The organism is Micromonospora sp. PTRAS2 (assembly GCF_054052245.1).
In genome coordinates this window covers 367102-389534 of record NZ_JBSWBU010000006.1, presented here as the reverse complement: position 1 = coordinate 389534, position 22433 = coordinate 367102, and the positions used below count along the sequence as shown (strand labels likewise).

The 22433-nt window shown below is 76.6% G+C and carries 15 protein-coding genes (1 of these 15 running past the window's edge); 11 read left to right on the top strand and 4 right to left on the bottom strand.

Annotation, left to right across the window (positions count from 1 at the left end):
- Positions 1-18: 18 nt before the first annotated feature.
- The 3 genes from ACVMYR_RS21350 to ACVMYR_RS21340 all read right to left on the bottom strand — a co-directional run bounded on the left by ACVMYR_RS21350 (position 19) and on the right by ACVMYR_RS21340 (position 4146).
- Positions 19-1224, bottom strand: coding sequence for a S8 family serine peptidase (locus ACVMYR_RS21350; protein ID WP_457122538.1), 1206 nt, complete (start codon positions 1222-1224; stop codon positions 19-21).
- On the bottom strand, positions 1221-2681 hold the full coding sequence (locus ACVMYR_RS21345) for a S8 family serine peptidase (protein WP_457122537.1): 1461 nt from the start codon (positions 2679-2681) through the stop codon (positions 1221-1223). Before ACVMYR_RS21345 ends, ACVMYR_RS21350 begins: the two co-directional genes overlap by 4 nt.
- Positions 2682-2751: 70 nt before the next feature.
- Positions 2752-4146: a hypothetical protein gene (locus ACVMYR_RS21340; protein ID WP_457122536.1), complete on the bottom strand. Its 1395-nt coding sequence runs from the start codon at positions 4144-4146 to the stop codon at positions 2752-2754.
- A 216-nt stretch (positions 4147-4362) separates the two neighbouring features.
- Here ACVMYR_RS21340 and ACVMYR_RS21335 point away from each other — a divergent pair, with 216 nt between their 5' ends.
- The gene (locus ACVMYR_RS21335) at positions 4363-5844 is read left to right on the top strand and encodes a S8 family serine peptidase (RefSeq protein ID WP_457122535.1); all 1482 of its coding nucleotides are present in this window, start codon (positions 4363-4365) and stop codon (positions 5842-5844) included.
- An 87-nt stretch (positions 5845-5931) separates the two neighbouring features.
- On the opposite strand, the gene eccCa is transcribed toward ACVMYR_RS21335, so the two are convergent.
- Positions 5932-9912, bottom strand: a complete 3981-nt coding sequence (gene eccCa / locus ACVMYR_RS21330; RefSeq protein ID WP_457122534.1) for a type VII secretion protein EccCa — start codon at positions 9910-9912, stop codon at positions 5932-5934.
- Between the two features lie 202 nt (positions 9913-10114).
- Between eccCa and eccD the strand changes: the two genes are divergently transcribed.
- The 10 genes from eccD to ACVMYR_RS21280 all read left to right on the top strand — a co-directional run.
- Positions 10115-11503: a type VII secretion integral membrane protein EccD gene (eccD, locus tag ACVMYR_RS21325; RefSeq protein ID WP_158229404.1), complete on the top strand. Its 1389-nt coding sequence runs from the start codon at positions 10115-10117 to the stop codon at positions 11501-11503.
- 4 nt (positions 11504-11507) lie between these two features.
- On the top strand, positions 11508-12902 hold the full coding sequence (eccB, locus tag ACVMYR_RS21320; RefSeq protein WP_457122533.1) for a type VII secretion protein EccB: 1395 nt from the start codon (positions 11508-11510) through the stop codon (positions 12900-12902).
- Between the two features lie 67 nt (positions 12903-12969).
- Positions 12970-13266: a WXG100 family type VII secretion target gene (locus ACVMYR_RS21315; protein WP_043962984.1), complete on the top strand. Its 297-nt coding sequence runs from the start codon at positions 12970-12972 to the stop codon at positions 13264-13266.
- A 30-nt stretch (positions 13267-13296) separates the two neighbouring features.
- Positions 13297-13593 carry a WXG100 family type VII secretion target gene (locus ACVMYR_RS21310; protein ID WP_077937310.1) on the top strand — a complete coding sequence of 99 codons (297 nt, stop codon included), beginning with the start codon at positions 13297-13299 and terminating at the stop codon, positions 13591-13593.
- Positions 13594-13655: 62 nt separating this feature from the next.
- On the top strand, positions 13656-14051 hold the full coding sequence (locus tag ACVMYR_RS21305) for a hypothetical protein (RefSeq protein ID WP_077937311.1): 396 nt from the start codon (positions 13656-13658) through the stop codon (positions 14049-14051).
- 4 nt (positions 14052-14055) lie between these two features.
- Positions 14056-16134 carry a hypothetical protein gene (locus ACVMYR_RS21300; RefSeq protein WP_457122532.1) on the top strand — a complete coding sequence of 693 codons (2079 nt, stop codon included), beginning with the start codon at positions 14056-14058 and terminating at the stop codon, positions 16132-16134.
- A 24-nt stretch (positions 16135-16158) separates the two neighbouring features.
- Positions 16159-18186 (top strand): hypothetical protein, encoded by a 2028-nt coding sequence (locus ACVMYR_RS21295; RefSeq protein WP_228986713.1) that lies wholly within the window; start codon positions 16159-16161, stop codon positions 18184-18186.
- Between the two features lie 54 nt (positions 18187-18240).
- Positions 18241-18687, top strand: coding sequence for a YbaB/EbfC family nucleoid-associated protein (locus tag ACVMYR_RS21290; protein ID WP_077937313.1), 447 nt, complete (start codon positions 18241-18243; stop codon positions 18685-18687).
- Complete coding sequence (locus ACVMYR_RS21285) at positions 18687-19019, top strand: hypothetical protein (protein WP_077937314.1); 333 nt, start codon at positions 18687-18689, stop codon at positions 19017-19019. Before ACVMYR_RS21290 ends, ACVMYR_RS21285 begins: the two co-directional genes overlap by 1 nt.
- 81 nt (positions 19020-19100) lie before the next feature.
- Positions 19101-22433, top strand: the start of a protein-coding gene (locus tag ACVMYR_RS21280) for a WXG100-like domain-containing protein (protein ID WP_457122531.1). 25605 nt of this gene lie beyond the right edge of the window; 3333 of the gene's 28938 nt are visible here — the first part of the coding sequence; its start codon is at positions 19101-19103; its stop codon lies off the right edge, out of view.

Sequence of the window (22433 nt, the reverse complement as noted above, 5' to 3'; positions counted from 1 at the left end):
CCGGCCGGCCACGGGAACTCACCCGGGGCCGGCCGGTGGACGTTGGGCGGGCCGGGGGCCACGGGCGCCCCGCCGGCCGAGCGCGGCGGCGGCGACGAGCACGGTCACCACGAGCGCGCCGAGGAGGGTGAGGCCGGCCACGCGTACCGCCCGGGACGGGCCGGGGCGGACGGGCACGGCGACCGGGCCGGCGGCGACCGGCACCGGCGGGCCGGCCTGGCGGGGGTCGAGGGCGGCGACAGCGGCGTACGCGTCGAGGACGCCGGCCCCGCCTGGGCCCTCGCGCCCGCCGCCCGGCGCGGGCAGCGCGGTCCGTTCGAGGCGGGCGCGGACCTCGGCCTGGGACAGGCCGGGATGGTAGGAGCGGACCAGGGCGGCCACCCCGGCCACGTAGGCCGCCGCCACGGCCGCCCCGCCGACGGTGTAGTGGCCAGCGCCGCGCGGGGCGATCCCGAGGCCGGCGCCCGGGGCGGCGAGGTCGACACCTGCGTCGGCCCCCACCGGGCCGGGGACCCCGTCGACGCCGACCGCGTTCACCGCCAACACCGTCGGATACCCGGCGGGATAGCCGACCGGGGGGTCCGCGCCGTCGCCCCGCCCCTGGCCGTTGACGGCGGCGACGACCAGGGCGTCCCGGTCGGCGGCGGCCTGCACGGCGCGGGCCAGCTCGCCGCTGTCGGTGGTGACCCCGGTGGCGACGAGGATCACGTCCGCCCCGGCGGCGGTGGCGAGCCGGATGCCGGCGGCGAGGCGGGCGGGGCTGATCCGACGGTTCGCGTCGGTGACCCGGACCGGCAGGATCTCGGCGTCCGGGGCGAGGCCGGTGGGGCCGGCGTCGCCCGTCGGACGGGCCGCGACGATGCCGGCCAACGCCGTACCCCGGCCGGCGCAGTCGCTGTCCGCCCGGCCGCCGGTGACGTCGGCACCCGCGCGCACCGAGCCGGCCAGGGCGGGCGCGGCGGCGCTCACGCCGGTGTCCACGACGGCGACCACCACCCCCGCGCCCCGGGTCAGCGGCCAGGCGGCCTGCGGGGCGAGGCGGCGCAGCGCCCACGGGGTCTCCCGCGCCGTCACCGGGGACGGCCCGACGCAGGTGCCCGTCGCGTGGGGCAGCGGCGGCGGCTGGTCGGCCTCGGCGGCCCGGGCCGGCGGGGCGGCGAGAACCGCGACGGCGATCAGCGTCCCGACGGCACCCGCGCGGGCCCGGCGGGCCGGAGCGCTCACGGCAGCGGCGCCGGTTCCGGCGTCGCCCCGGGTCGGGCGGGCGTGGCGGGGTCCGGCGTCTGCCGGGCGAATCGACGGGCCCGCCAGGCGAGCGCCCCCACCGCGGCCAGCAGGAGGAGACCGAGGCCGGTGAGCGCCAGCGGGTGGGGGCCGCCAGCCCCGGCGGGAGCCGGTGCTGCCGACCCGGCCGGGTCCGGGCCGACCGCCGCCATCGGGTCGATCATGCCCCAGCCGTTCTCGGGGCTCGGGCTCGACCGGCCCCCCGGGTCGGCGGTGGCCTTGATCCGGCTGGCCACCTGGGCGGCATCCGACTCGGGCAGCGCGGCGCGCACCAGGGCGACGGTGCCGGCGACGTAGGCGACGGCGTACTCGGTGCCGCTGCGCGGGCGCGTCCCGGTGGCACCGACGCCGAGCGTCGGCACGTCGAGGCCGGGCGCGGTGACGTCGACCCCGCCGGCCGGGTACGCCGCGACGGGCCGCAGGTCGGGGCCGACCCCGCCGACCCGGAGCAGCCCGTCCTGCGCCTGCGCGGCGGTGCCGTCGGCGGTGGCGGCGGGGGCGACCACCACCACGTCGTGCGCCACGGCGGAGCGCACGGCCCGCGCCACGGCGGGATCGGTGAGCTTCGCGTGCCCGCCCAGGGCGATGACGCGCGCGCCGGCCGAGACGGCGACCTCGATGCCGAGGGCGGTCCGTTCCGGTTCGGGGTCGGCGGTGGCGGAGACGATCCGGACCGGCAGGATGCGCGCCCCGGGGGCGACGCCCACCACCGGCCGGCCCGGACCGGTGCCGGTGTCCGCCGCGATCACGCTCGCCATCGCGGTGCCGGTGCCCAGGCAGTCGGTGTCGGCGCGGGCCTTGCCGGTGGTGAGGTCGGCACCGGGGGCGACCCGGCCGGCCAGGGCGGGCAGGCCGCCGTCGACACCGGAGTCCACCACCGCCACCAGCGTCCCGGCCCCCCTGCTGCGCGGCCAGGCCCGCGAGGGGGAGAGCGCCGCGTCGGCCCAGTGGGACCCGGTGCCGGCGGAGGCGGCGACGACGCAGGTCGAGGCACCCGCCGTGGACCGGGCCGGCGAGCCGTTCGGGGCACCCGCCGGCAGCAGGCCGTAGCGGACCCCGTCGCCGACGGCGTCCCAGGGCAGCACCAGGACCCAGCCCGCGGCCAGCCGCTGCCCGACGGCGGTGAGGGTCCGGCCGTCCGGCTGCCGACGTCCCTCGTTGAGCCGGTAGATCTCGTCGGCCCGGTCGGGATCGGCCAGGAACCGGGTGGCGAGGCCGGCCAGGTCCTCCGCCGTGCCCCGGGGCCCGGCGGTCACCGCGTAGTACTTCACGTACGCCGGGGGCGGTGCCGCCGCGACCGGGGTGACGGGGGCGACGACCAGTGCACAGGCCGCCACGAGACAGCCCAGCGCGCGCGCCCACGAGAACCCTGACCAGGACACCAGCACCCGGATCATCCACCGCCTCCTCACCGCGGACGGGCGCCGGCCGGCGGGGCGCCTCGGGCCGACAACGGTCCGCCGCCGGTCACGGTTCACCGCCGGCGGCGGAAAGTTCGCCGACGGGCCCGCCGCCGGGGCGGCCGGGGGAGCCGTCGACCTCGCCGGCGGCGGCGTCGCGGGTCGTCACCGACCAGCGGGCCCGCAGCGCCCGGCCGACGACGACCGGCACCAGGCGGTGCCCGGTCAGGGCGGCGACCTGGCGGGCGAAGGCCAGCTCGGGGCCGGACAGGCCGCCGCTGAGCACCACCCCGACCCCCTCGGGCAGGCCCGCCTCGTCGGTGGGGAAGTCCGGCCGGTGTACGCAACCGTCGGGCAGGTCGGCGCCGAACAGGTCGCCGACGACGGTGACCGTGTGCCCGGCGGCGTGCACCTGCTCGGCCAGCTCCCGGGCATGCCGGCTGACGGCGCCGGGCGGGCCGGTCACGGTGAACACGTCCGGGACGCCGGCCAGGTCGACCCAGAGCGCCCAGCCCTGCCGGTCGCCCAGCCGCACCGGGAGTCGCATCGCCGGCCGGGTGCGCTCCGGGGCGTACCAGGCGTAGCGGGTCTGCCCGGCGCCCGGTGCCGCGCCGCTGACCCGGACCGTCAGGGTGCCGGCGGCCGAGGTCACCTCGGTGCGCAGGTCGCCGTCCGTGGCCGGCGGGGGTTCCGTCGTGGTGGGTCGGGGCGCCGCCGGTAGCTGGGCCAGGTCGGTGACCTCCGCCGTGGGCGGCTCGGCCGTGTCGGCGTCGTCCGCCGTGGGCGGCTCGGCCGTGTCGGCGTCGTCCGCCGCCGGGGCCGCGGTGAGCGCGAGCCGGGGCGGGCGGGCGGTCAGGGCGTCGGGGCGGCGGGCCCGTCGGCGTGCCCGGGTGGCCCGGCGTGCCCGGGTGGTGAGGAGCAGGGCCGCGAGGAACAGGGCCGCGAAGAGCAGGGCGACGGCGGCGAGTCCGGTGCCCCCGGCGAGGCGGCCAGGCCGGCGCGGCGGGGCCGGGTCCGGTCGTGCCGGGGTGGCCGTGGCGGCGACGGTCGGGACCGCGCCGGTGCGCACGCCCGGCCCCCGGGCGTCGGCCGGCAGCTCCAACACCCAGCCGGGACGCAGCTCGGCGGGGTCGGTCAGGCGTCCGCCGTCGGGCTGGGGCCGGTCCCGGTTCAGGTCGAAGATCTCCCGGTACCGGTCGCCGCTGCCGAGGGTGCGCGCCGCGATCTGGTAGAGGTACTCCCGCTGACCGGCCACCGGTGGGCCCACCACGTAGTACCTCCCGCTCGCCGCCGCGCCGGGAGACGGCGCGGCCCCGGCCGGGGCGGGTGGCGGCACGAGCGCGGCCAGGAGCGCCACCGCCGCGACGAGGGCGCCGCGCCGCAGGGGGCGCCGGTCGGCACCGCGCCGGGTGGCTGGGTCCTCCGGTGGCCGGCTGCCGCCGGCAGCGGTCGGGAAAAGCACGCGCACCTTCCTCCATCCGGGCCGAGCGGAGCCCGTCGTGGGCCTGCGGGCCTACAACGGCGGCGGCCGGCGATCCGTTCAGCGCGGCCCGCCGCGAACCGCCTGCCGGTTTGCCGAATCGCAATCGGGGCGGCATCGGGCGTCCCGGTTGGACGCCGTAGCCTGGGCGGGATCGCGATCATCGCCTGGGAGGTAGCGCTGTCCCGCCCGCTTCCGGTGACGAGGCGCCGGCGGGCCCGGCGGGCCCGTCTCCTGCCCGGCCTCCTGCTGTGCTGTCTCGGCGTCGTCGCACCGACCGTGGTCGTGGCGGCGCCGGCGGCGGCCACGCCCGCGCCCGCGTCCAGCGCCGGCAGCGCCGCGCCGAGTGCGCCGGCCCCGCCGGGCCGCGACGTCGCACCCGGCGGGTTCGTGAAGTACGTGGTGGTCCGCGCCGAGCAGGGGCGGGTCGACCACCTCTGGGAGATCGCGCTGCGGGTCCTCGGCGACGCCCAGCGCTACCTGGAGATCTTCGCCCTGAACAAGGGGCGGGTCCAACCGGACGGCATCCCCGTCACCGACCCCGGCGTGCTGCGCCCGGGGTGGATCCTGGTGCTGCCGTGGGACGCCGTCGGCGCCGAGGTGGGTTACGGTCCGCTGCCGGCGTTCACCCCGGCGAGCCCGAAGCCGTCGAAGGGGTCCCGCCCGACCGCCGCGCCGAACAGCGACGTGGTCTGCACGGTGGCGTCGAAGCGGCGGGTCACCGGGGTGCCGTGGGCGCAGCTGCGGTTGACCCCGGAGGTCGCCTGGACGCGCGGCAAGGGGGCGGGGGTCTCGGTCGCGGTCATCGACTCCGGTGTGGACGGCACGCTGCCGGCGCTGGGCGGCCGGGTGCGCCCCGGTGCGGACGCCGCCGCCGGCACCGGCGAGGGCTCGCGGGGGGACCGGGACTGCACGGGACACGGCACCGCGATGGCCGGCATCGTCGCCGCCGCCGCGCAACGGGGCACCGACTTCGTCGGCGTCGCCCCGGAGGCCACCATCGTGCCGGTGAAGATCGGGGTGAGCGGCGGGGTGGCGGACTCGGCGGACCTGGTGACCGCGCTGCGGGTGGCGACGGCGCAGCGGGCCGGGGTCGCCATGGTCGGCGCGTCGGTGGACACGACCGACAAGCGGGTGGTGGCGGCCCTGCGTGCGGCGGTCGACCGGGGAACCACCGTGGTGGTGGCCGCCCCGGCGGCGACGGCGGCGAAGGGCGCGGCCCTGCCCGAGGGGGTGCTGCGGGTCGGCGCGGTGGGCCCCGACGACCGGCTGACCGAGGTGTACCGGCCGGGCGAGGTCGACGTGGTGGCGCCCGGCGTGGACGTGGTGAGCCTCGGGATCGGCTCGGGCGAGGTGGAGGGCAGCGGCACCGACTACGCCGTCCCGTTCGTCGCCGGGCTGGTGGCGCTGGTGCGCTCCAGCGAGCCACGGCTCGGCGCGGCCGAGGCGGCGGCCCGGGTCACGGCCACGGCCGACGGGGCGGCGGCGGGTGCCCGCAGCCAGCGCGACCGGGAGTACGGCTGGGGCATGATCAACCCCGCGGCGGCGGTGAACGCCAAGCCGGCCGGCGTCACCGCCACCGTCGAGCGGCGGAGCCCGGCCGGCGCGATCGCCGCGCTGGTGGCGATCCTCGCGCTCGCCGCCCTCGCCGTCGGCCTGCGACTGCGCCGCCGCCCCTGACCGCCGCCGCATCCGGCCGCACCCCGCCGTCCCTGACCGCCGCTGCCCCGGCCCCGTTGCGCGCCGCGCGGGTGCCGCGCCCAGTGGTCAGGGCGCGGGCTCGACGTACGCGGTCTGGATCATCCGGTGCCCGCGCCGGGTCAGCACCATGGCCCGGCCGGGCGGCAGGTGCCGACCCTTCACCCCGCCGAGCAGCGGCCCCTCCGTCGGCGGGCAGGACAGGGCGAGGTCCGGGCTGTTGGCCTCCTGGAGCCGGCGCAGCAGCGGATCCATCGACATCCGCATGAGGTTCGCGGTGCCCCGCACCACCACCATGTGCAGGCCGATGTCGGTGCCGTGCGGCACGTACGGGATCAGCGGTTGCAGCGGGTTGTCCTGCCCGGCGAGCATCTCGAAGTCGTCGACCAGCACGAACAGCCGGGGTCCGGTCCACCAGTCGCGGCGGCGCAGCTGCTCGGGGCTGATCTCCTTGCCCGGCAGGCGTCCCTTGAGACCGGCCACCGCGTCGGCGATGGTCTCCCGGGTGGCGTCGGCCGAGACCGAGTAGCCGAGGCGGTAGTCGTCCGGGATCGTGTCGAACAGCTGCCGCCGGTAGTCGACGACGAGGATCCGCGCCTCGGCCGGGGTGAACCGGCCGACGATCATCCGGGCCAGGTGCCGCAGCAGGTTGGTCTTGCCGCTCTGGCTGTCGCCGAGCCCCGTCAGGTGCGGCAGCTCCGCGAAGTCGTGCCAGTACGGCTGCAGGTCGGTCTCGTCCAGGCCGAGCGGCACCCACAGGTCGCCCTCGGCGGGCGGGAGGTCGGCGGCGGGCAGCACCGCCGGCAGGGTCCGCACGGGCGGCGCCTGCGGCCCGGGCCAGAACTCGGCGACCGTGGCGGCCAGCTCCCGCGCCCCCTCGGCCGAGCTCGCCGGGTCCGGGTTGCCGTCGATGCGCGGCAACGCCCCGAGGAAGTGCAGCTTCTCCGGCGTGAGCCCGTGGCCCGGGGCGCGCGGCACGGTGGCGGCCAACCGCAGGTCGATGGCGGAGTCGACGGCGTCGCCGAGGCGCAGCTCCAGTTTGATGCCGAGCTGGTCGCGCATGCTGTGGTGCACCTCCGACCAACGGGCCGCGCTGACGATCAGGTGCACCCCGAAGTTGAGGCCCCGGGCCGCGATCTCGCGCAGCGAGACCTCCAGCGGCTCGAACTCCTGCCGCAGCGTGAACCAGCCGTCGACCACCAGGAACACGTCGCCGTACGGGTCGTCGGCGATCTTGCCCTCGGCCCGCAGCCGCCGGTAGGTCTGGATGCTGTCGATGCCTTGCTCGGCGAAGCGCCGCTCCCGTCGGGTGATGAGGCCGGTGACCTCGGTGACGGTCCGGCCGACCCGGTCGGTGTCGAGCCGGCCGGCGACGCTGCCCACGTGGGGCAGCCCGGCGACGGTGCCCAGGGTGCCGCCGCCGAAGTCCAGGCAGTAGAACTGCACGTCGGTGGGGCGGTGGGTCAGCGCGAGCGCGCAGACCAGCGTACGGATCAGGGTGCTCTTGCCGCTGCGGGTGCCGCCGGCGACGCCGATGTGTCCGCCCACCCCGGACAGGTCCACGGTGAGCAGGTCGCGCAGCTGTTCGTAGGGCTTGTCGATGAAGCCGAGCGGGACGACCAGCCGGCCGTTGCCGGGCCAGTCCGTGGCGACCAGCCCGAGGTCGGGGTCGGGCGCGAGGGCCGGCAGGAGACTGTCGAGGGTGGGGGAGTCGGCCAGCGGCGGCAGCCAGACCTGGTGGGCCGGCGGCCCGGAGTCGACGAGCTGGTCGGTGACGATCGAGAAGACGGCCCGCGCGGCGGGCGTCTCCGGCTCGTCCTGCGGCGGGGCCGGTTCGTCCTGCGGCGTCTCCGGCTCGTCCGGGGGCGGTGCCGGCGTCTCGACCGGCACGAGCTCCAGCCCGTAGGGCACCACCTGCCGCTGGACCACCTCCTGCCGGGCCCGGCTGCGGCGCGGGCGGTACTCCCCGGAGACGTAGGCGGCCTTGAACCTGATCAGGGTGGAGACGTCCATCCGCAGGTACCCGTTGCCCGGTGCGGCCGGCAGCTCGTACGCGTCGGGCACCCCGATCACCGACCGCGACTCCATCGCCGAGAAGGTCCGCAACCCGATCCGGTACGACAGGTGCGACTCCAGCTGCCCGATCCGGCCGTCGTCGACGCGCTGGCTGGCCAGCAGCAGGTGCACCGCGAGCGACCGGCCGAGCCGTCCGATCATGACGAACAGGTCGATGAAGTCGCGGTGCGCGGCGAGCAGCTCGGAGAACTCGTCGACGACCACGAAGAGGGTGGGCAGCGGGTCGAGCGGCGCGCCGCCGGCGCGGGCCTTCTCGTAGTCGAGCACCGAGCTGTAGCCGCCGGCCGCCCGCAGCAGTTCCTGGCGGCGCACCAGTTCGCCGTGCAGGGCGTCGCGCATCCGGCCGACCAGCGACGCCTCGTCGGCCAGGTTGGTGATCACCGCGGAGGTGTGCGGCAACCGGTCCAGGCCGAGGAACGTGGCCCCGCCCTTGAAGTCGACCAGCACGAGGTTGAGCGTCTCCGAGGAGTGCGTGACGGCCAGCGCCAGGACCAGGGTGCGCAGCAGCTCGCTCTTGCCCGAGCCGGTCGCGCCGATCAGCATGCCGTGCGGCCCCATCCCGCCCAGCGCGGACTCCTTGATGTCCAGCTCCACCGGGGCGCCCGTGGCGTCGACCCCGATCGGCACCCGCAGCCGCGCGTCGGGGGCGCGCCGCCCGCGCAGCGCGGCCAGGTCCAGCCGTTCCAGGTCGGGGATGCCCAGCAGCGTGCCGAGGTCGAAGTCGGCCTTCATCGGCTCGGGGGCGAGCTCGGTGCTGACCGCCAGCCGGTAGGGCGACAGGAGCCGGGCGACCGTCCGGGCCCGCGCCGGGCCGAGCAGGTCGGGGGCGGCGAGCACCTGCCGGGTCTCCTGGCCGACCCGGTCCCGGCCGAGCATGGTCAGCGCGTCGGCGGTGACCTCCAGGTTGAGGATCCCCTTCCCGGTGGCGACCGGCGGGTCGTCCAGGTCGACGAAGACGGCGTTGCGGTAGCCGCCGGCGGTGAGCCGGTGCCCGGCCGGCACCCGGCCGCCGTCGCGGACCACCACCACGTACGGCTCGTCCCGGTCGGCGGTGGCCCCCGCCTCGTACCGGGGGCGGCCGGTGAACTCCGCGCCGAGGAGCCGTTCGAGCCGCTCGATCCCGTCGGCGGCGAGCCGCAGACCGCCCGCGGCGTCCTGCTCGGCGGGATGCTGGGCGTGCGGCAGCCACTTGGCCCACTCCCACGCCGCGAGCCCGTCCGGCCCGACGCAGAACGCCACCCGGACCTCCTCGGGCGCGTGCAGCGTGCCGAGCTGGGCGAGCAGCGACCGCAGCAGGGCCCGGGCCAGCGGCCGCTCGCCGGTGACCCGGATCTCGGCGAAGCCCGGCAGGAACAGCGCCACCGGCTGGTCCGGCAGGGTGCTGTACGCCCTGATGAACCGGCGCAGCGCCTTGGCGGCCACCGGTTCGAGGTCCTCGACGGGCTTGGTCTGCATCGGGGCGATCCGCACCGCCAGCCGCTGCTCGCCGGTGCCGACGCGGATCTCCAGGAAGTCCGGGTGGGTGGGGCGCCGCTCCCAGCGTCGGGTGGTCATCGCCAGCGACCACAGCGACGCCGGGTCGGGGTGCCGCCAGAGGCTGGACGCGCGCTGCTCGACCGCGAATCGGCGGACCCGCCGTCGGTGCTGGGCGAGGTAGCGCAGGTAGTCGCGGCGGTCGCCGCCGTGCCGCTGCTTGCGTTCCCCGCTGCTGGCGATGACCGAGCCGATCATCACCCCGCCCATGGCCACCGCCATCATGCCGGCCATCACCCAGGTCAGCGGGCCGCGCGACGGGCCCATGAACATCAGCATCATCACGCCGGTCATGAGCGCCATCGGCAGCACCATCATGGCCTGCCGGGCACCGTTCTGCTGCGGCTCGCTCAGCTCCGGCGGCTCCTGGAGGGTCAACTCGCCGGTGGGCATCTCCGGCCCGCCGCGCCGCGCCGGTCGCCGGAACAGCACCGTCCCCATACCCGTCCCCCTCCACATGCGGCATCGGTCCGCCCCCCACAACGGACCCGGGCCGCTTTCGGGTCGATCGCTTTTTCGTCCGCCGGGGCGGGCGGCCCGCCAGGGAGGCGGCCGGCGGCGGCGCGGGCCGGGCGGGCCGTCGGCCGGAAAGAAAATCCGGGTCGCCGTTGAACCGTCCGCCGACGGCTCCGTTGAAGGGGCCATGACTGGCACCGTGACCGAGCAGATGTGCCGGCTGGTCGTGCGTGGACCCAGCCGGCAGATCGAGGTGGCCGTCCCGGCCGGGGTCGTCGTCGCCGACCTGCTGCCGGCGCTGCTGCACCACCTCGGCGACGGGCTGGCCGACACCGGCCTCGGCCACGGCGGCTGGGTCCTGCAGCGGGCCGGCGCGGCCCCGCTCGACGAGGAGAGCAGCGTCGCCGCGCTCGACCTGCACGACGGCGACCTGGTCTACCTGCGTCCCCGCGCCGACCAGCTGCCCGAGGTCGACTTCGACGACCTCGTCGACGGGATGGCGACCGGGGTGCGGGACCGGCCCGGCCGGTGGCGCCCCGAGCTGAACCGGCCGGTGGCGCTGGCCGTGGCCGGTCCGCTGCTCGCGGTCGGCCTGCTGGCCCTGCTCATGCCCGGCCCGGTCCCGCTGCGGGCGGCGGCGGCGCTGACCGTGGCGGTGCTGGCGCTGGCCGCCGGGGCGGCCCTGGTCCGGGCCGGCGGCGAGCGGGGCTTCGGGGTGCTGCTCGCGGTCGCCGCGACCGGCTACGCCGCGGCGGCCGGGCTCGTGCTGCCCGGGGACGCCGGCGCGGCCTGGCCGCTGGCCGTGCCGCAGGTGCTGGGCGGCACCGCCACCGCGGCGGCCGTCGCCGTCCTCGCCGCCGGGCTGCTCGGGGCGGCCACCCCGGTCTTCGTCGCCCTGGCCACCGCCCTGCTGCTGGGCGTGCTCGGCGGGGCCGCCGCCACCGCCGGCGGGCTCACCGGGGCGCAGGCCGGCGCGGTGGTGGCGGTGGCGGCGACCGCCCTGGTGCTGACCGTGCCGCTGCTCGCGTTCCGCCTCGCCGGGCTGCGCCTGGCCCCGTTGCCGACCCGGCCCGAGCACCTCCAGGAGGACATCGCCCCCGAGCCCGCCGGCCCGCTGATGGACCGGGCACGGGCCGTCGACCGGCTGATGACCGCCCTGTACGCCGGTGCGGCCGCCGCGACCGCCGTGGCGCTGCTGGTGGTGGCGCACCGGGCGGGCTGGGCCGAGCTGACCCTGGTGGCGCTGGTCGCGCTGGTCTGGTCGCTGAACGCCCGGCCGATGACCAGCGCCTGGCACCGGCTGGCGCAGGGCGTACCGGCGCTGGTGGGGCTGACCGCGGCGGCCGTCGACACGCTGGCCGGCCTCGGGCCGGTGGGCCGGATCGCGGCGCTCGGCGCGCTGCCGGTGGCCGTGCCGGCCCTGCTGATGGCCGCGCGGAGCCTGAGCGAGCGGCGGGTGACGCCGTACTGGGGGCGGGTCGGCGACCTCACGTTGACCGCGGCGGCCGTGGCCCTGCTGCCGATCCTGCTCGCCGTCCTCGGCGGGTACGGCTTCTTCCGGGCGATCGGGGGCTGACGCCGTGCAGTCCCGACGCGACCAGGTGCAGGCCCAGTCCCACCTGCTCGGCCGGCTCAGCGCCGCGCTGGTGGCCGGCGAGCCGGACGGTCTGGAGACGCCGCACCGGCGCACCACCGTCGGCCTGCTCGCCGGGATCCTGGTCGCCGCGCTGGTCGCCGGGGGCTTCACCCTGTACGGCTTCTTCGCCCCCGGCGGGGCCACCGCGTGGCGGCGGGCCGGGGCGCTGGTGGTGGAGAAGGAGACCGGGTCGCGCTACCTCTTTCTCGACGGGCGGCTGCGCCCGGTGCTCAACTACGCCTCGGCGCGGCTGCTGCTCGGCGAGGACCTCGCCGTCGTCACCGTGTCGGCGAAGTCGCTGCGCGGGGTGGCGCACGGGCAGCCCGTCGGCATCGTGGGCGCCCCCGACGTGCTGCCGGCCGGCGGGCTGGCCGGTGCCCACTGGACCGCCTGCGCGCCCGCCGCCACGGACCTGGCCGGCACCGAGACGACCGCGCTCACCCTGGCCGTCGCGGCGACGGCGGACGGGACGGCGCTGCCGGCCGACCGGGCGGTGCTGGCCCGGCCGGCGGGCGACCCGGCCGCCGGCCACCTGATCTGGAACGGCCGCCGGTTCCGCCTCACCGCGCCGTGGCTGCCGGCCGTGCTCGGCCACGACGGGCCGGCGGTCACCGTGCCGGCGGCCTGGCTGGACCTGCTGCCGGCCGGGCCGGACCTGGGGCCGGTGGCCGTGCCGGGGCGCGGCGAGGCCGGGCCGGTGGTGGACGGGGAGCCGACCCGCGTCGGCCAGCTCTTCACCGCCCGGACCGCCGAGGGCTCGGAACGCCACTACCTGCTGCGCCGCGACGGGCTGGTCCGGCTCACCCCGCTGGCGTACGCGCTGCTGGCCGCCGACCCGGCCACCGTCGCCGGTTACGACGGCCGGGCGGTGGTCCCGACCCCGCTCAGCCCGGCCGCGCTGGCCCGGCTGCCCGTCGCGGCGCGGCCGCCGCTGGCCGACGAGCTGCCGGAGGTGGCGCCGGCGGCGGCGTCCCGCGGCCCCGGTCTCGCCTGGTGCCTGCGGTTCGGCGCCGACGGCCGCCCCCGGGTCGTCGCGGCCCGGGCGGTGACGGCGTCCGGGATCGTCCGGGGCGGGGTCGGGGTGACCCGGACCGCGCGCACCGCCGACGCGGTGGGGGTCGCCCCCGGGCTCGGCGGGCTGCTGGTCGCCGGCCGCGGCGGGGAGCCCGGCACCGGCTACTACCTGGTGACCGACGCCGGGGTGAAGTACCCCCTCGCCGGCGGTGCGGTGGCGGAGCGGCTGGGCTACCCGCCCGCGAACGCGACCGTCGTCTCGCCGGACCTGATCGACCTGCTGCCGACCGGCCCCGCCCTCGACCCGCGCGGGGTCGTCGGATGAGGCCGGCCCGGCAGGGGAGCCGGCGCCGCGGATCCGCCGCGAGCGCCCGAACCGGAAAGGAACGCACATGCCACTCGGCAACGAAGTCGACGAGCAGACCATCCGCAGCACCATCTCCGCGATGAACCAGACCGACGCGCAGTGCGACGCGGCGCAGCGCGCCGTCGACAACACCGCGAGCTTCCTGGACACCCAGTGGCGCGGGGAGGCGAAGACCGTCTTCACCAACTCCATCCAGCAGTGGCTGGAGGGGCTGAGCAAGGTGAAGCAGGGCCTGCTCGACCTGAACGTCGCGATGACCAGCCACTACCAGACCAGCGCGCAGGTGGAGCAGGACAACGCCCTCTCCGCGAGCTGGACCTGACCACCGACCGACCCATCAGGGAGGGCGACCATGCCGTCGTACGGACTCAACCCCAACGGGCTGCTGGACAGCTCGGCCGAGCTGCAGGGCGTCACCAGCAGCATCCAGAACGCGATCGACGAGCTCAACACCGTCGTGCAGACGTACGTCAGCGCCAACTCCGGTGACACGCGGGAGGCGTTCACCGCGGCGCAGGCCAAGTGGAACACCGGGATCGAGGAGATGCGGCAGGCGCTCGCCGCCGCGTCGTCCCGGCTCGACCAGATCCACGACAACTACCGGCTGGGCGACGCGCGGGGCGCCGCGCTGTTCCAGGGCAACGTCTGACCTTCGGTGCGGCGGGCGGCACGGGGCCGCCCGCCCCCCCATCTCGCGGAAAGGAGCACCCGATGCCGATCGTCATCGACGAGCCGTACATCAACCAGATCATCGCGAAGCTGAACAGCCTGCGGGACGCGGTCGACACCGCCACCTCCGGGCAGGGCCAGTACGTGTCGCAGACGCTGCGCGACCTGACCGTCTCGGCCGGCACGAACAACTTCGAGCCGGGCAAGACCATCCGCGACCAGGTCAACAAGACCGGCGACACGCTGCTGACCCGGATGACCGGCTACCGGACCACGATGAACAGCCTCGCGGTCGGGCTGACCGAGCTGCTCGCGAACTCGGACTACGTCGAGTCGCTCAACTCGATCACCGCCGAGCGGTTCCTGGAGTTCCTGCCCAGCACGGGTGGCACCGGCACCGGCACCCCCAACACCGGCACCCCCAACCCGACGGCGTGACCCGGTGACCGCGCCGTACCAGGACATGTCCCAGTGGACCTGGGAATCGATGCTCCAGAACGTCCTGGGTGAGGGCAAGGACGGGCCGGACGGCACCAGCGGCACCCTGCTGGACCGCAGGCTGGTGGCCGGTCCGGACGTCCGGTGGCTGCGCCTCGTCGACCAGCTCGACGCGGTGACCGAGTCCTCGGATCCGCCCGACGACTCCGACTACACCAACCGGATCGACTCGCTCGACGGCAACGAGTTCTTCCTCTACCGGATCAGCACGGTCGGCTCGCTGCGGGACGGGAGGCCGCACTACACCACCCGGACCCAGTTCATCCAGGTGAAGATCGTCTTCGGTGAGTCGCAGACCGAGGGGACGCCCTCCCCGCGCGGCGCCTTCGAGACCTTCTACAAGTCCAGCGAGGGGGCGTTGCAGCGGCTGACCAGCGGCACCAACCCCGTGTTCAGCTGGAAGAGCTTCACCGACGCCGCCAAGATGCTGCACGACGTGGAGAGCAACCTGGTCAGCACCGAACGGGAGCTGAAGACCATCCTGGACCGGGTCGGCGACGACGCGTCCGGGTTCCAGGGCAACGCCTCCGGGGTGTTCATCGGGACGGTGGCGAACCTGCGTCGGGACGTGCACCGGCTCGCCGTCGACATGAACGCCAACAGCGCGGACCGGGCCTGGTCCGACCAGGTCGACGACGTGGTCGACGACATGACCACCTTCCGCAACAAGATCGCCAGCTCGTTCCGGGAGTTCAGCGACCACACGTTCCAGTGGTTCAACGGCTACAACCCGACCACGCTGATCGACTCGCTGAAGAAGATCATCACCGAGGTCAGGACGGGCAACTTCAGCCAGGTCACGATCACCCTGCCGGACGCGTACGGCAACGGCACGGTCAACACCGGCACCTTCAACCTGATGACCGAGGCCGGCTGGCAGAGCGTCAACAACCTGGTCAAGGGGGCCTGGCTCGGCCAGTTACGTGAGCTCGACGCCACGATGCGTGCCGAGCTGGCGCGGCTGACCACCCGGCTGCGGTCCGTCACCCACCTGGTGAGCGTCATCTCGCCGCCACCGACCCGGGGCAACACCGGCACCACCCCGCCGCCGGGGGGCACCCCCGACATCGGCGGGCCGGACCTGAACGGCGTCGGTGGCCCCGACCTGAACGGCGGCGGCGACCTCGGCCTCGGTGGCGGTGGCGACCTCGGTCTGGGCGGCGGTGGCGATCTCGGGCTCGGTGGCGGCGGTGATCTTGGTCTGGGCGGCGGTGGGGACCTCGGCCTGGGCGGCGGCTCGGGCCTCGGCCTGGGCGGTGGCGATCTGGGCCTGGGTGGCGGCTCCGGCCTGGGGCTGGGCGGCGGAAGCGGATCGGGCGGCCTGGGCCTCGGTGGCGGCGATCTCGGCACCGGCGGGCTGGGCGGCATCGGCGGCGGCACCGACTGGGACGACCTGCCCGGCGGCGGCACCGGGTCCGGCTCGGGCGGCGGCGGCCTCGGCGGCGGGATCGGCGGGGGCATCGGTGGCGGTGTCGTCCCCGGCCTGCCCCCGGGCCTGGGCGGCTCCGGCGGATCGGGCGGCCTGAGCGGTGGCAAGGGCGGCGGGGCGGGTGGCCTCGGCGACGACACGACCAACCCGTCGGCGCAGTTCCCGACCGACGTGGACGGCGTCGACGTCGGCAACCTGGGCGGCGGCTCGCCGGGCGAGTCCACGACCGGCGGAATGGCCCTCGGCAGCGAACTGGCCGCGTTGCTCGGCGAACCGGCCGGCCTCGGGCCCGCCGGCACCGGGGCGCGCGGCGCGGACTCCGCGACCTCGGCGGCCGGCGGGTTCCCGATGATGCCGCCGATGGGTGGCATGGGCGGCATGGGTGGGGGCGGCCAACAGGGGGAGAAGGACCGTGAGCGCAAGACCTGGCTGGAGGAGGAAGAGGACGTCTGGGGCACCGACCCGGAGTGCGGGATGGCCGTCATCGGCCGGGCCGAGCATTCCGAGGAGCCGGCCACCACGGCACCGGCCGCGCCGCGCCGACCCGGTGGGCCGCTCGGCCCCACCCGGGCGACGGGACGTCGCCGTGGCTGACCGTCGACGCGGGCGGGCCGCGCGGTGACCGCCCCGAACCCGGAGTTCATCGGCTGGACCTGGGAGCGGATGCTGCGGGACGTCCTCAACGAGGGCCGCGACGGCGCCGACCAGTTCAGCGGCACGCTGATCGACCGCAACCTGGTCGCCGGCCACGGGGTCACCTGGGTCCGGTTCGTCGAACGGCGCACCCAGGAGCTGGACCGCGGCACCCGCCCCACCGTGGACCCGGGGGACCGGGAGCTGATCGGCTACCGTCGGGTCGGCCCCGGGTTGGACGACCCGCAGCGGGATCTCTGGGAGATCGTGCGGGGCCACATCACCTTCTGGGAGGGGGCCGGCGGACCGCCGCCGAGCAGCGCGTTCGACAGCTTCTACCGGGCCAGCGTCAACGCCCTCACCCGGCTGTACGCCGGCACCAACGGCTGGTTCAGCGAACGCAGCTTCACCGACGCCGGCAACCTGCTCTGGCGGGTCGAGCAGACGCTGCTCACCACCGCCGCCGAGCTGCGGGTGCTGCGTGACGGGATCAGCGGGGCCGGTTCCGGGTTCGCCGGGTCGGCCTCGGCGGTCTTCGTGGCGGCCCTGAACACCCTGCACGCGGACATCGACCGGCTCACCCGGGACATGAACGCGACGAACGACACCAACGCCTGGTCGGACCGGGTCTTCGAGCAGTCGAACGACCTGCTGATGTTCCGCGAGCGGATCAACGACGCCTGGCGGGTCTTCAGCGACCACACCCACGAGTGGTACAACACGTACCACCCGACCGCGTTGTTCAGCACGGTCCGCAGCATCCTCGAACAGGTCGACCGGGGCAGCCTGAACGCGGTGCTGGTCACCGTCCCGGACACCTACGGCACCGGCCCGGTCAGCGGCACGTTCGACCTGACCACCGCAGCCGGCTGGACCGGTCTCGACGTGCTGCTCCGCACCGCCTGGCTGCGGCAGCTCGTCCAGCTCGACCTGGCGATGCGGACCGCGCTGGGCCAGCTCGTCGCCGCGTTGCGCCAGACCAGCGGGATCGTCAACCGGTTCACCGGGCCCTCCGGCGGCGGGCAGTCCCCGCCGCCCCCGGAGGGTTCCTCGGACGGCCCCACCGACGGCCCGCCCCGCGACGAGGTGCGGTTCACCAGCACCCAGTTCGGCGGCACCGGCTTCGACGGGCCCGACGGCACCGGGGGCGGCGGGCCGGATGTGACGTCCTCCTCCTCGGGGGCCGGCGGGATGGGGAACGTCCTGGCCGGCGGGTCGGCGGCGATCGGCGCGGTCGGCCCGCTGGGCGGCGGCGGTTTCGGCGGGGCGGGCATCGGGTCTGCCCTCGGCGCGGCGAGCCTGGCCGGCGGCTCCGGCGGCCTCGACACCTCGGGCGTGGCCGGCGACGGCGTCGGCGCGTTCGGCGCTGTCGGGCGTACCGGTGTCGGCGGGTGGGGTGGCGGGGCGCTGGCCGGGGTGGGGGGCCTGGCCGGCGGCGTCGGCCCGGTGATCGGCGGACGGGCCGGCGGCGGCGTTGCGGACGCCGACCGCCGCTCCGGCGGCGCGCTGGGGAACTGGGCCGACGGCGGCGTCGACATCGGCGACCTGGCCGACGCGCCGCTCACGCGTCCGGCCGGCGCGGCGGTCGGCGGATCCGCCGTGGGCCGGGAACTCGCCGCCCTGCTCGCCGGTCCGCCCGGCGGCGTCGGCGGCGCGGGTTCGCCCGGTGGTACGGGGTTCTCCGGCGGCGGCGGGGGCGCGGGGTCGCCCGGCGCGGCGGGCGGCGGTGCCGGGGCACCCGGACCGCTCGGTCCCGGCCGACCCGCCGGGCCTCCGCTCCTGCCGGCGATCGGCGCGCCGGTGAGCCGGGCGGGCGGCGACGACGCGCGGCGCAACACCCGGTTGACCGAGGACGACGAGGCATGGGGGGCCGACCCGACGTGCACGGCGGCCGTGGTCGGCCGGACCGATCCGCCGAAGCGGCAACCGGTGGCGGCGCCGGTCGACATGGCGCAGGCACCGGCCGTCGGCCCGGTGGTCCACGGTCGGGAGCACGCGCGCGGCCAGGGCTGACACCCGGTGCCCCCACGAGACAGAGACGAACCACGTGAACCAGGAGGTGAGGACATGTCGAGTCCGTTGTCCAACCAGGTCGAGCAGGCGCTCGCCGAACTGGAACGGCAGAAGGCCGCGATCGACGAGATCCAGGGCGACCTGCACAGCGCGTACAGCACGGTGACCGCGAAGAACCGGGCGGTCGCGGTCACCGTGGACAGCCGGGGAACGGTCACGGCGATCAAGTTCCCGACCTCGGCGTACCGGTCGATGGCCGGCCCGGAGCTGGGCGAGCTGCTGGTCGACACGATCGGGTCGGCCCGGGACGAGGCGCTGGCCCGCACCGTCGCCGCGTTCGAGTCGCTGCTCCCCGCCGGGCTGCCCATGATCGACCTGTTGACCGGCGAGGTCGACCCCGAACGCGGCCCGCTGCCGATGGAGCGGCTGCTCGCCGAGGTGTTCCGCGTCGCCGAGCCGGACGACGCCCCGGTGCCGCCGCCCGCGACGGGTGCCCGCTGATGGCCCCGGCGACCGGGCCGATCGGCGCCGACACCGGCCGGCTGACGAACCCGAACTTCGACCCGTTCACCGAGGAGCTGGACCGGGTCCAGCGGGCGCTGCGGCGCAGCGACACGGACCATCCCGGACTCGTCGGCGAGCCGTACGCCGACATCGACGAGATCGTGGCGAACCTGCCGAAGGCGTCGCTCGGCGCGGATCTCATCCAGCTCCTGGGCGCGGTGCCGCAGGGCTACCAGGACGACCTGCGGAAGCTGGGGCAGATCCTGGCCAACGTGGAGGCGACCAACGCCGACATGGCCGGCGGGGTCAACAACGGCCGGCACTCCTAGCGGCTGGCAGTGGTTCCCGCCGCAGGCGGGCAGCGGTTCCGTGACGCGTGACGACGGTACGACGACGAGGGGTGGTCTCCGGTGGCGATCGAGGTTTCGGCCGAGCTGGCCAACTTCCTGCGCTTCCTGATCGGCGAGAAGTTTCCCAGGGCCGACGAGACCAACCTCTTCGCCACCGCCGAGGAGCTGCGACGGGCCGCCGAGCAGGTGGCCGCGTCGAGCGAGACGTTCGGCGACGGGGTGCGGGCGTACCGGGCCGGGGTGAACGGGCAGGCGGAGGACTCCTTCGTCGACACGATGGAGCGCTACGTCCTGCACAGCCCGGGTTACCTCGGCCTGGTGTCGAAGTACACCAACCGGATGGGCGACAGCTACCGGGGCACCGCGACCGAGGTGCAGTACGCCAAGCTGATGATCATCGCCTCGCTGCTCGCCCTGATGGTGGAGCTGCTGACGGCGCTGGCGATCGCCTGGATCAACCCGGGCGCCGCGCTGGCCCGACTGGCGGTCGGCCGGGTGATCATGCGGGTCATCTTCCAGAACGTCACCACCCGGGTCCTGTTCCAGGTCGCCATGGCGCAGGCCGTCGGGATCGGCCTCCAGACGGTGATGGACCGGCTGGTGCAGCTCTACCAGATCCGCAACCACACCCGGGACGGCTGGAACGACGAGCTGACCCGCGCCGCCGCCGAGGTCGGCTCGCTGGGCGGCGCGGTCGGCCTCGGCCTGGGTGGGCTCATGCAGGGTCTGGAGCGGCTGGCCCGGTCGACGAACGTGGGCCGGCGGGTCGGGCTGTCGGCATCGTCGAACACCCCCGACCCGCACGGGTTCCGGCCCGGCGAGGCGGCCCAGGAGGTCCTCAACGAGGGCGTCAGCGAGTGGCTGACCGAGTTCCTCTACAACGGCATCACGACCGGCGAGTGGGACGCCGACGGGGCGGCCGTCGTCGCGGGCGCGATGTCGGGGCTGGCGAGCGTCGCCGGCACCGCGATCGGGCAGCAGCTCAACAAGGCCACCGGCGGTGACCGGGACCGGACGTCGAAGTCGTCGGCGCTTGCCGAGCAGGAGCCGCCGGCGTCCGCCGATCCGACTGTCGACGAGCCGCTGCCCGCGTACGACCCGGTCCGCCTGCCGGCCTACGACGGCCCACCGTCGTACGCCGAGGCGGTGGCCGCCGTGCCCGGGGTGGGTGCCGCCCCGACCGGCGCGGGTGGCACCGGCACCGGCGGCACGACGCCGGGCGGCGCGGGCCGGGGTGGTACGGCGGGCACCGGGGCCGGTGGAACCGGACCGGCGGCCCGGACGGGTGCCGGGGGCGGCTCCGCCGAGGCCGACGCCGACGCGGCGGGGCGGCTCCGGCGAGCCGACGGCGTGTCGACGGAGCCCGGCGAGCCGGCCGGGCCGGAGCGGGTGGACCCGAGCAGTCTCACCGCCGGTGGCAGCACCGACCTCTCGGACCTGTTGACCACGCACGACCTGTCCACGACGTCCGACCTGTCCGCCACGTCCGATCTGTCCACGACGCCCGGGGTGCCTGCGTCGGCGGACGCGCCTTCGGCCTCCGGCCTGCCCGCGTCGTCCGGAACGGCCGCCGGCCAACCGGCCGGCGGCGCGCCCTCGGCTGCCCGGACCGGCGGGTCCGCGCCGGTCCCGGGTGCCGCGCCGGAGGCCGGAGCCGGCGGGCCGGCGGGCGGCGGGCGCGCGTCCGGAGCCGACCCCGCCGCCCCGGGACGGCCGGCCGTCGGCTCCTGGACGGGCGGGCCACAGCCGGTCGGCGCACCGCCGGCGGGCGGGTCGGGACCTGGGACGCCGCCAGTGGGTCCGCAGCCGGTGTCGGTGAGTGCGGTGACCGCCGCTCTCGGGACCCCGGTCGAGGGCCGTGGGGCCACCCTGGAGCAGCGCCTGACCGGGGTGCTGCCGCCGTACGACGGCACGGCGCTGGACTGCGTGATCCGGCTGGCGGCCGTGGTCGGCGAGTTCTCGCCAGCACCCCGGCCGCCCCGGGTGACCCGGGACGACGCCGCGATCGACCCGGTGCGCCCGGAGTCGGAACTCGCCGCGCAGCTCGGCGTCGAGTGGCAGCCGGTCTCCGACTGGGCGCAGGTCGTCGGCCGGGTCAGCGAGGCCGGACCGAACGCGTTGGCGGCGGTGCTGGTGGAGCCGCCGAACGCCCCGCGCCACGCCTTCGCCCTGGTCAACGACGGGGGCGAGCTGTTCTGGGTGGAGACCCAGGCGGCGTCGGGCCGACGGGTCCGGCCGGTCGGGAATCCGCCGGAGCCGCCGGTGGGCGCGCGGGTCATCGTGCTGGACGGGCAGGGCTCCCCGGTGCCGGTGACGCCGGGCGACACGGCGACCGTGCGGGCCCTGGTGGACCCCGCCACCACCAGCCGGTACGGCATGTCCCGGCCGGACCCGACGCGCCCGGAGCCCGCCACGACCAGCCCGTCCGTCGACCCGGTGCCCGTGCCGACGGTCGAGCAGGTCACCCGGACCGCGGAGGGGCTGCCGCCGGACCTGGTGCGGGTGCCGGCGAACGGGCGGTGCCTGCCCTACGCGGTCCTGACGTCCGCGCCGGGCGTGGTGTCGAGCCGGTTGGCGGACGCCGGGCTGCTGACGCCGCAGGTGGATCGCTGGCTGGCGGAGGCCGACGATGTCCGCGCGGCGGTGAGCTGGCACGCCGAGCAGCTCTCCATCGGCGCGACGTCCGTGCCCGACGACGCGCCACTGAACCGCACCGCCGACGCCCTGATCGGCCTCGTCGCCGGATATCTGACCACCCACCGGGACGCCCTGCCGGCGGTGCTCCCCGAGATTCGTCAGGCGCTGGCCGACCGGGAACGGACCGACCCCGGCCTGGTCTCCCGCGCCGACCGGCTCGCCCTGCTGGAGCGGCACGGGTACACGGGCCTGCCGGAGCTGACCGACGACGAGCTGCTCACCACCTACCTCGACTGGTACGCCTTCCATGCCGGGCCGCTGACCGACCAGGAGTTCGACGTGCTCCTGGCCGCCGTGCACGACTGGTCCCGATCCTGGTCGGAACCGGTCGGCCTGGCCCTGCTGCCGCTGCTGGCGCACGCGCTCGACGTGTCGTTGAGCGTGCGCAGCCGTGCCGACGGCCGGGAGCGCGCGGTGTACGGGCCGGCGGACGCCGCCGCGGTGACGGTGTACCACAACGATCGCGACCACTTCGACGCCTCGTCCGCCGAGCCGGGCAGCCCGGCCACCCCCGACACCCCGGCCGCCCCGGCCGCCCCCGACATCCCGGCCACCCCCGACATCCCGGTCGCCCGGGACACCCCCGAGCCGCCAGCCGCCCCGGATGCCGCCGACACACTCGACGAGTCGTCGGCCGGCGCGGATCTCGACGGCGCGTACGGGCCGGCGGTGCGGGCGGCCCGCATCACGCCGGGG

What these genes read in the sequence shown, in the direction of transcription:
- eccD (WP_158229404.1), top strand. Translation starts at nt 10,115, where the DNA reads ATGACTGGCACCGTGACCGAGCAGATGTGCCGGCTGGTCGTGCGTGGA.
- eccCa (WP_457122534.1), bottom strand. Translation starts at nt 9,912, where the DNA reads ATGGGGACGGTGCTGTTCCGGCGACCGGCGCGGCGCGGCGGGCCGGAG.
- ACVMYR_RS21315 (WP_043962984.1), top strand. Translation starts at nt 12,970, where the DNA reads ATGCCACTCGGCAACGAAGTCGACGAGCAGACCATCCGCAGCACCATC.
- ACVMYR_RS21345 (WP_457122537.1), bottom strand. Translation starts at nt 2,681, where the DNA reads ATGATCCGGGTGCTGGTGTCCTGGTCAGGGTTCTCGTGGGCGCGCGCG.
- ACVMYR_RS21285 (WP_077937314.1), top strand. Translation starts at nt 18,687, where the DNA reads ATGGCCCCGGCGACCGGGCCGATCGGCGCCGACACCGGCCGGCTGACG.
- ACVMYR_RS21310 (WP_077937310.1), top strand. Translation starts at nt 13,297, where the DNA reads ATGCCGTCGTACGGACTCAACCCCAACGGGCTGCTGGACAGCTCGGCC.
- ACVMYR_RS21290 (WP_077937313.1), top strand. Translation starts at nt 18,241, where the DNA reads ATGTCGAGTCCGTTGTCCAACCAGGTCGAGCAGGCGCTCGCCGAACTG.
- ACVMYR_RS21305 (WP_077937311.1), top strand. Translation starts at nt 13,656, where the DNA reads ATGCCGATCGTCATCGACGAGCCGTACATCAACCAGATCATCGCGAAG.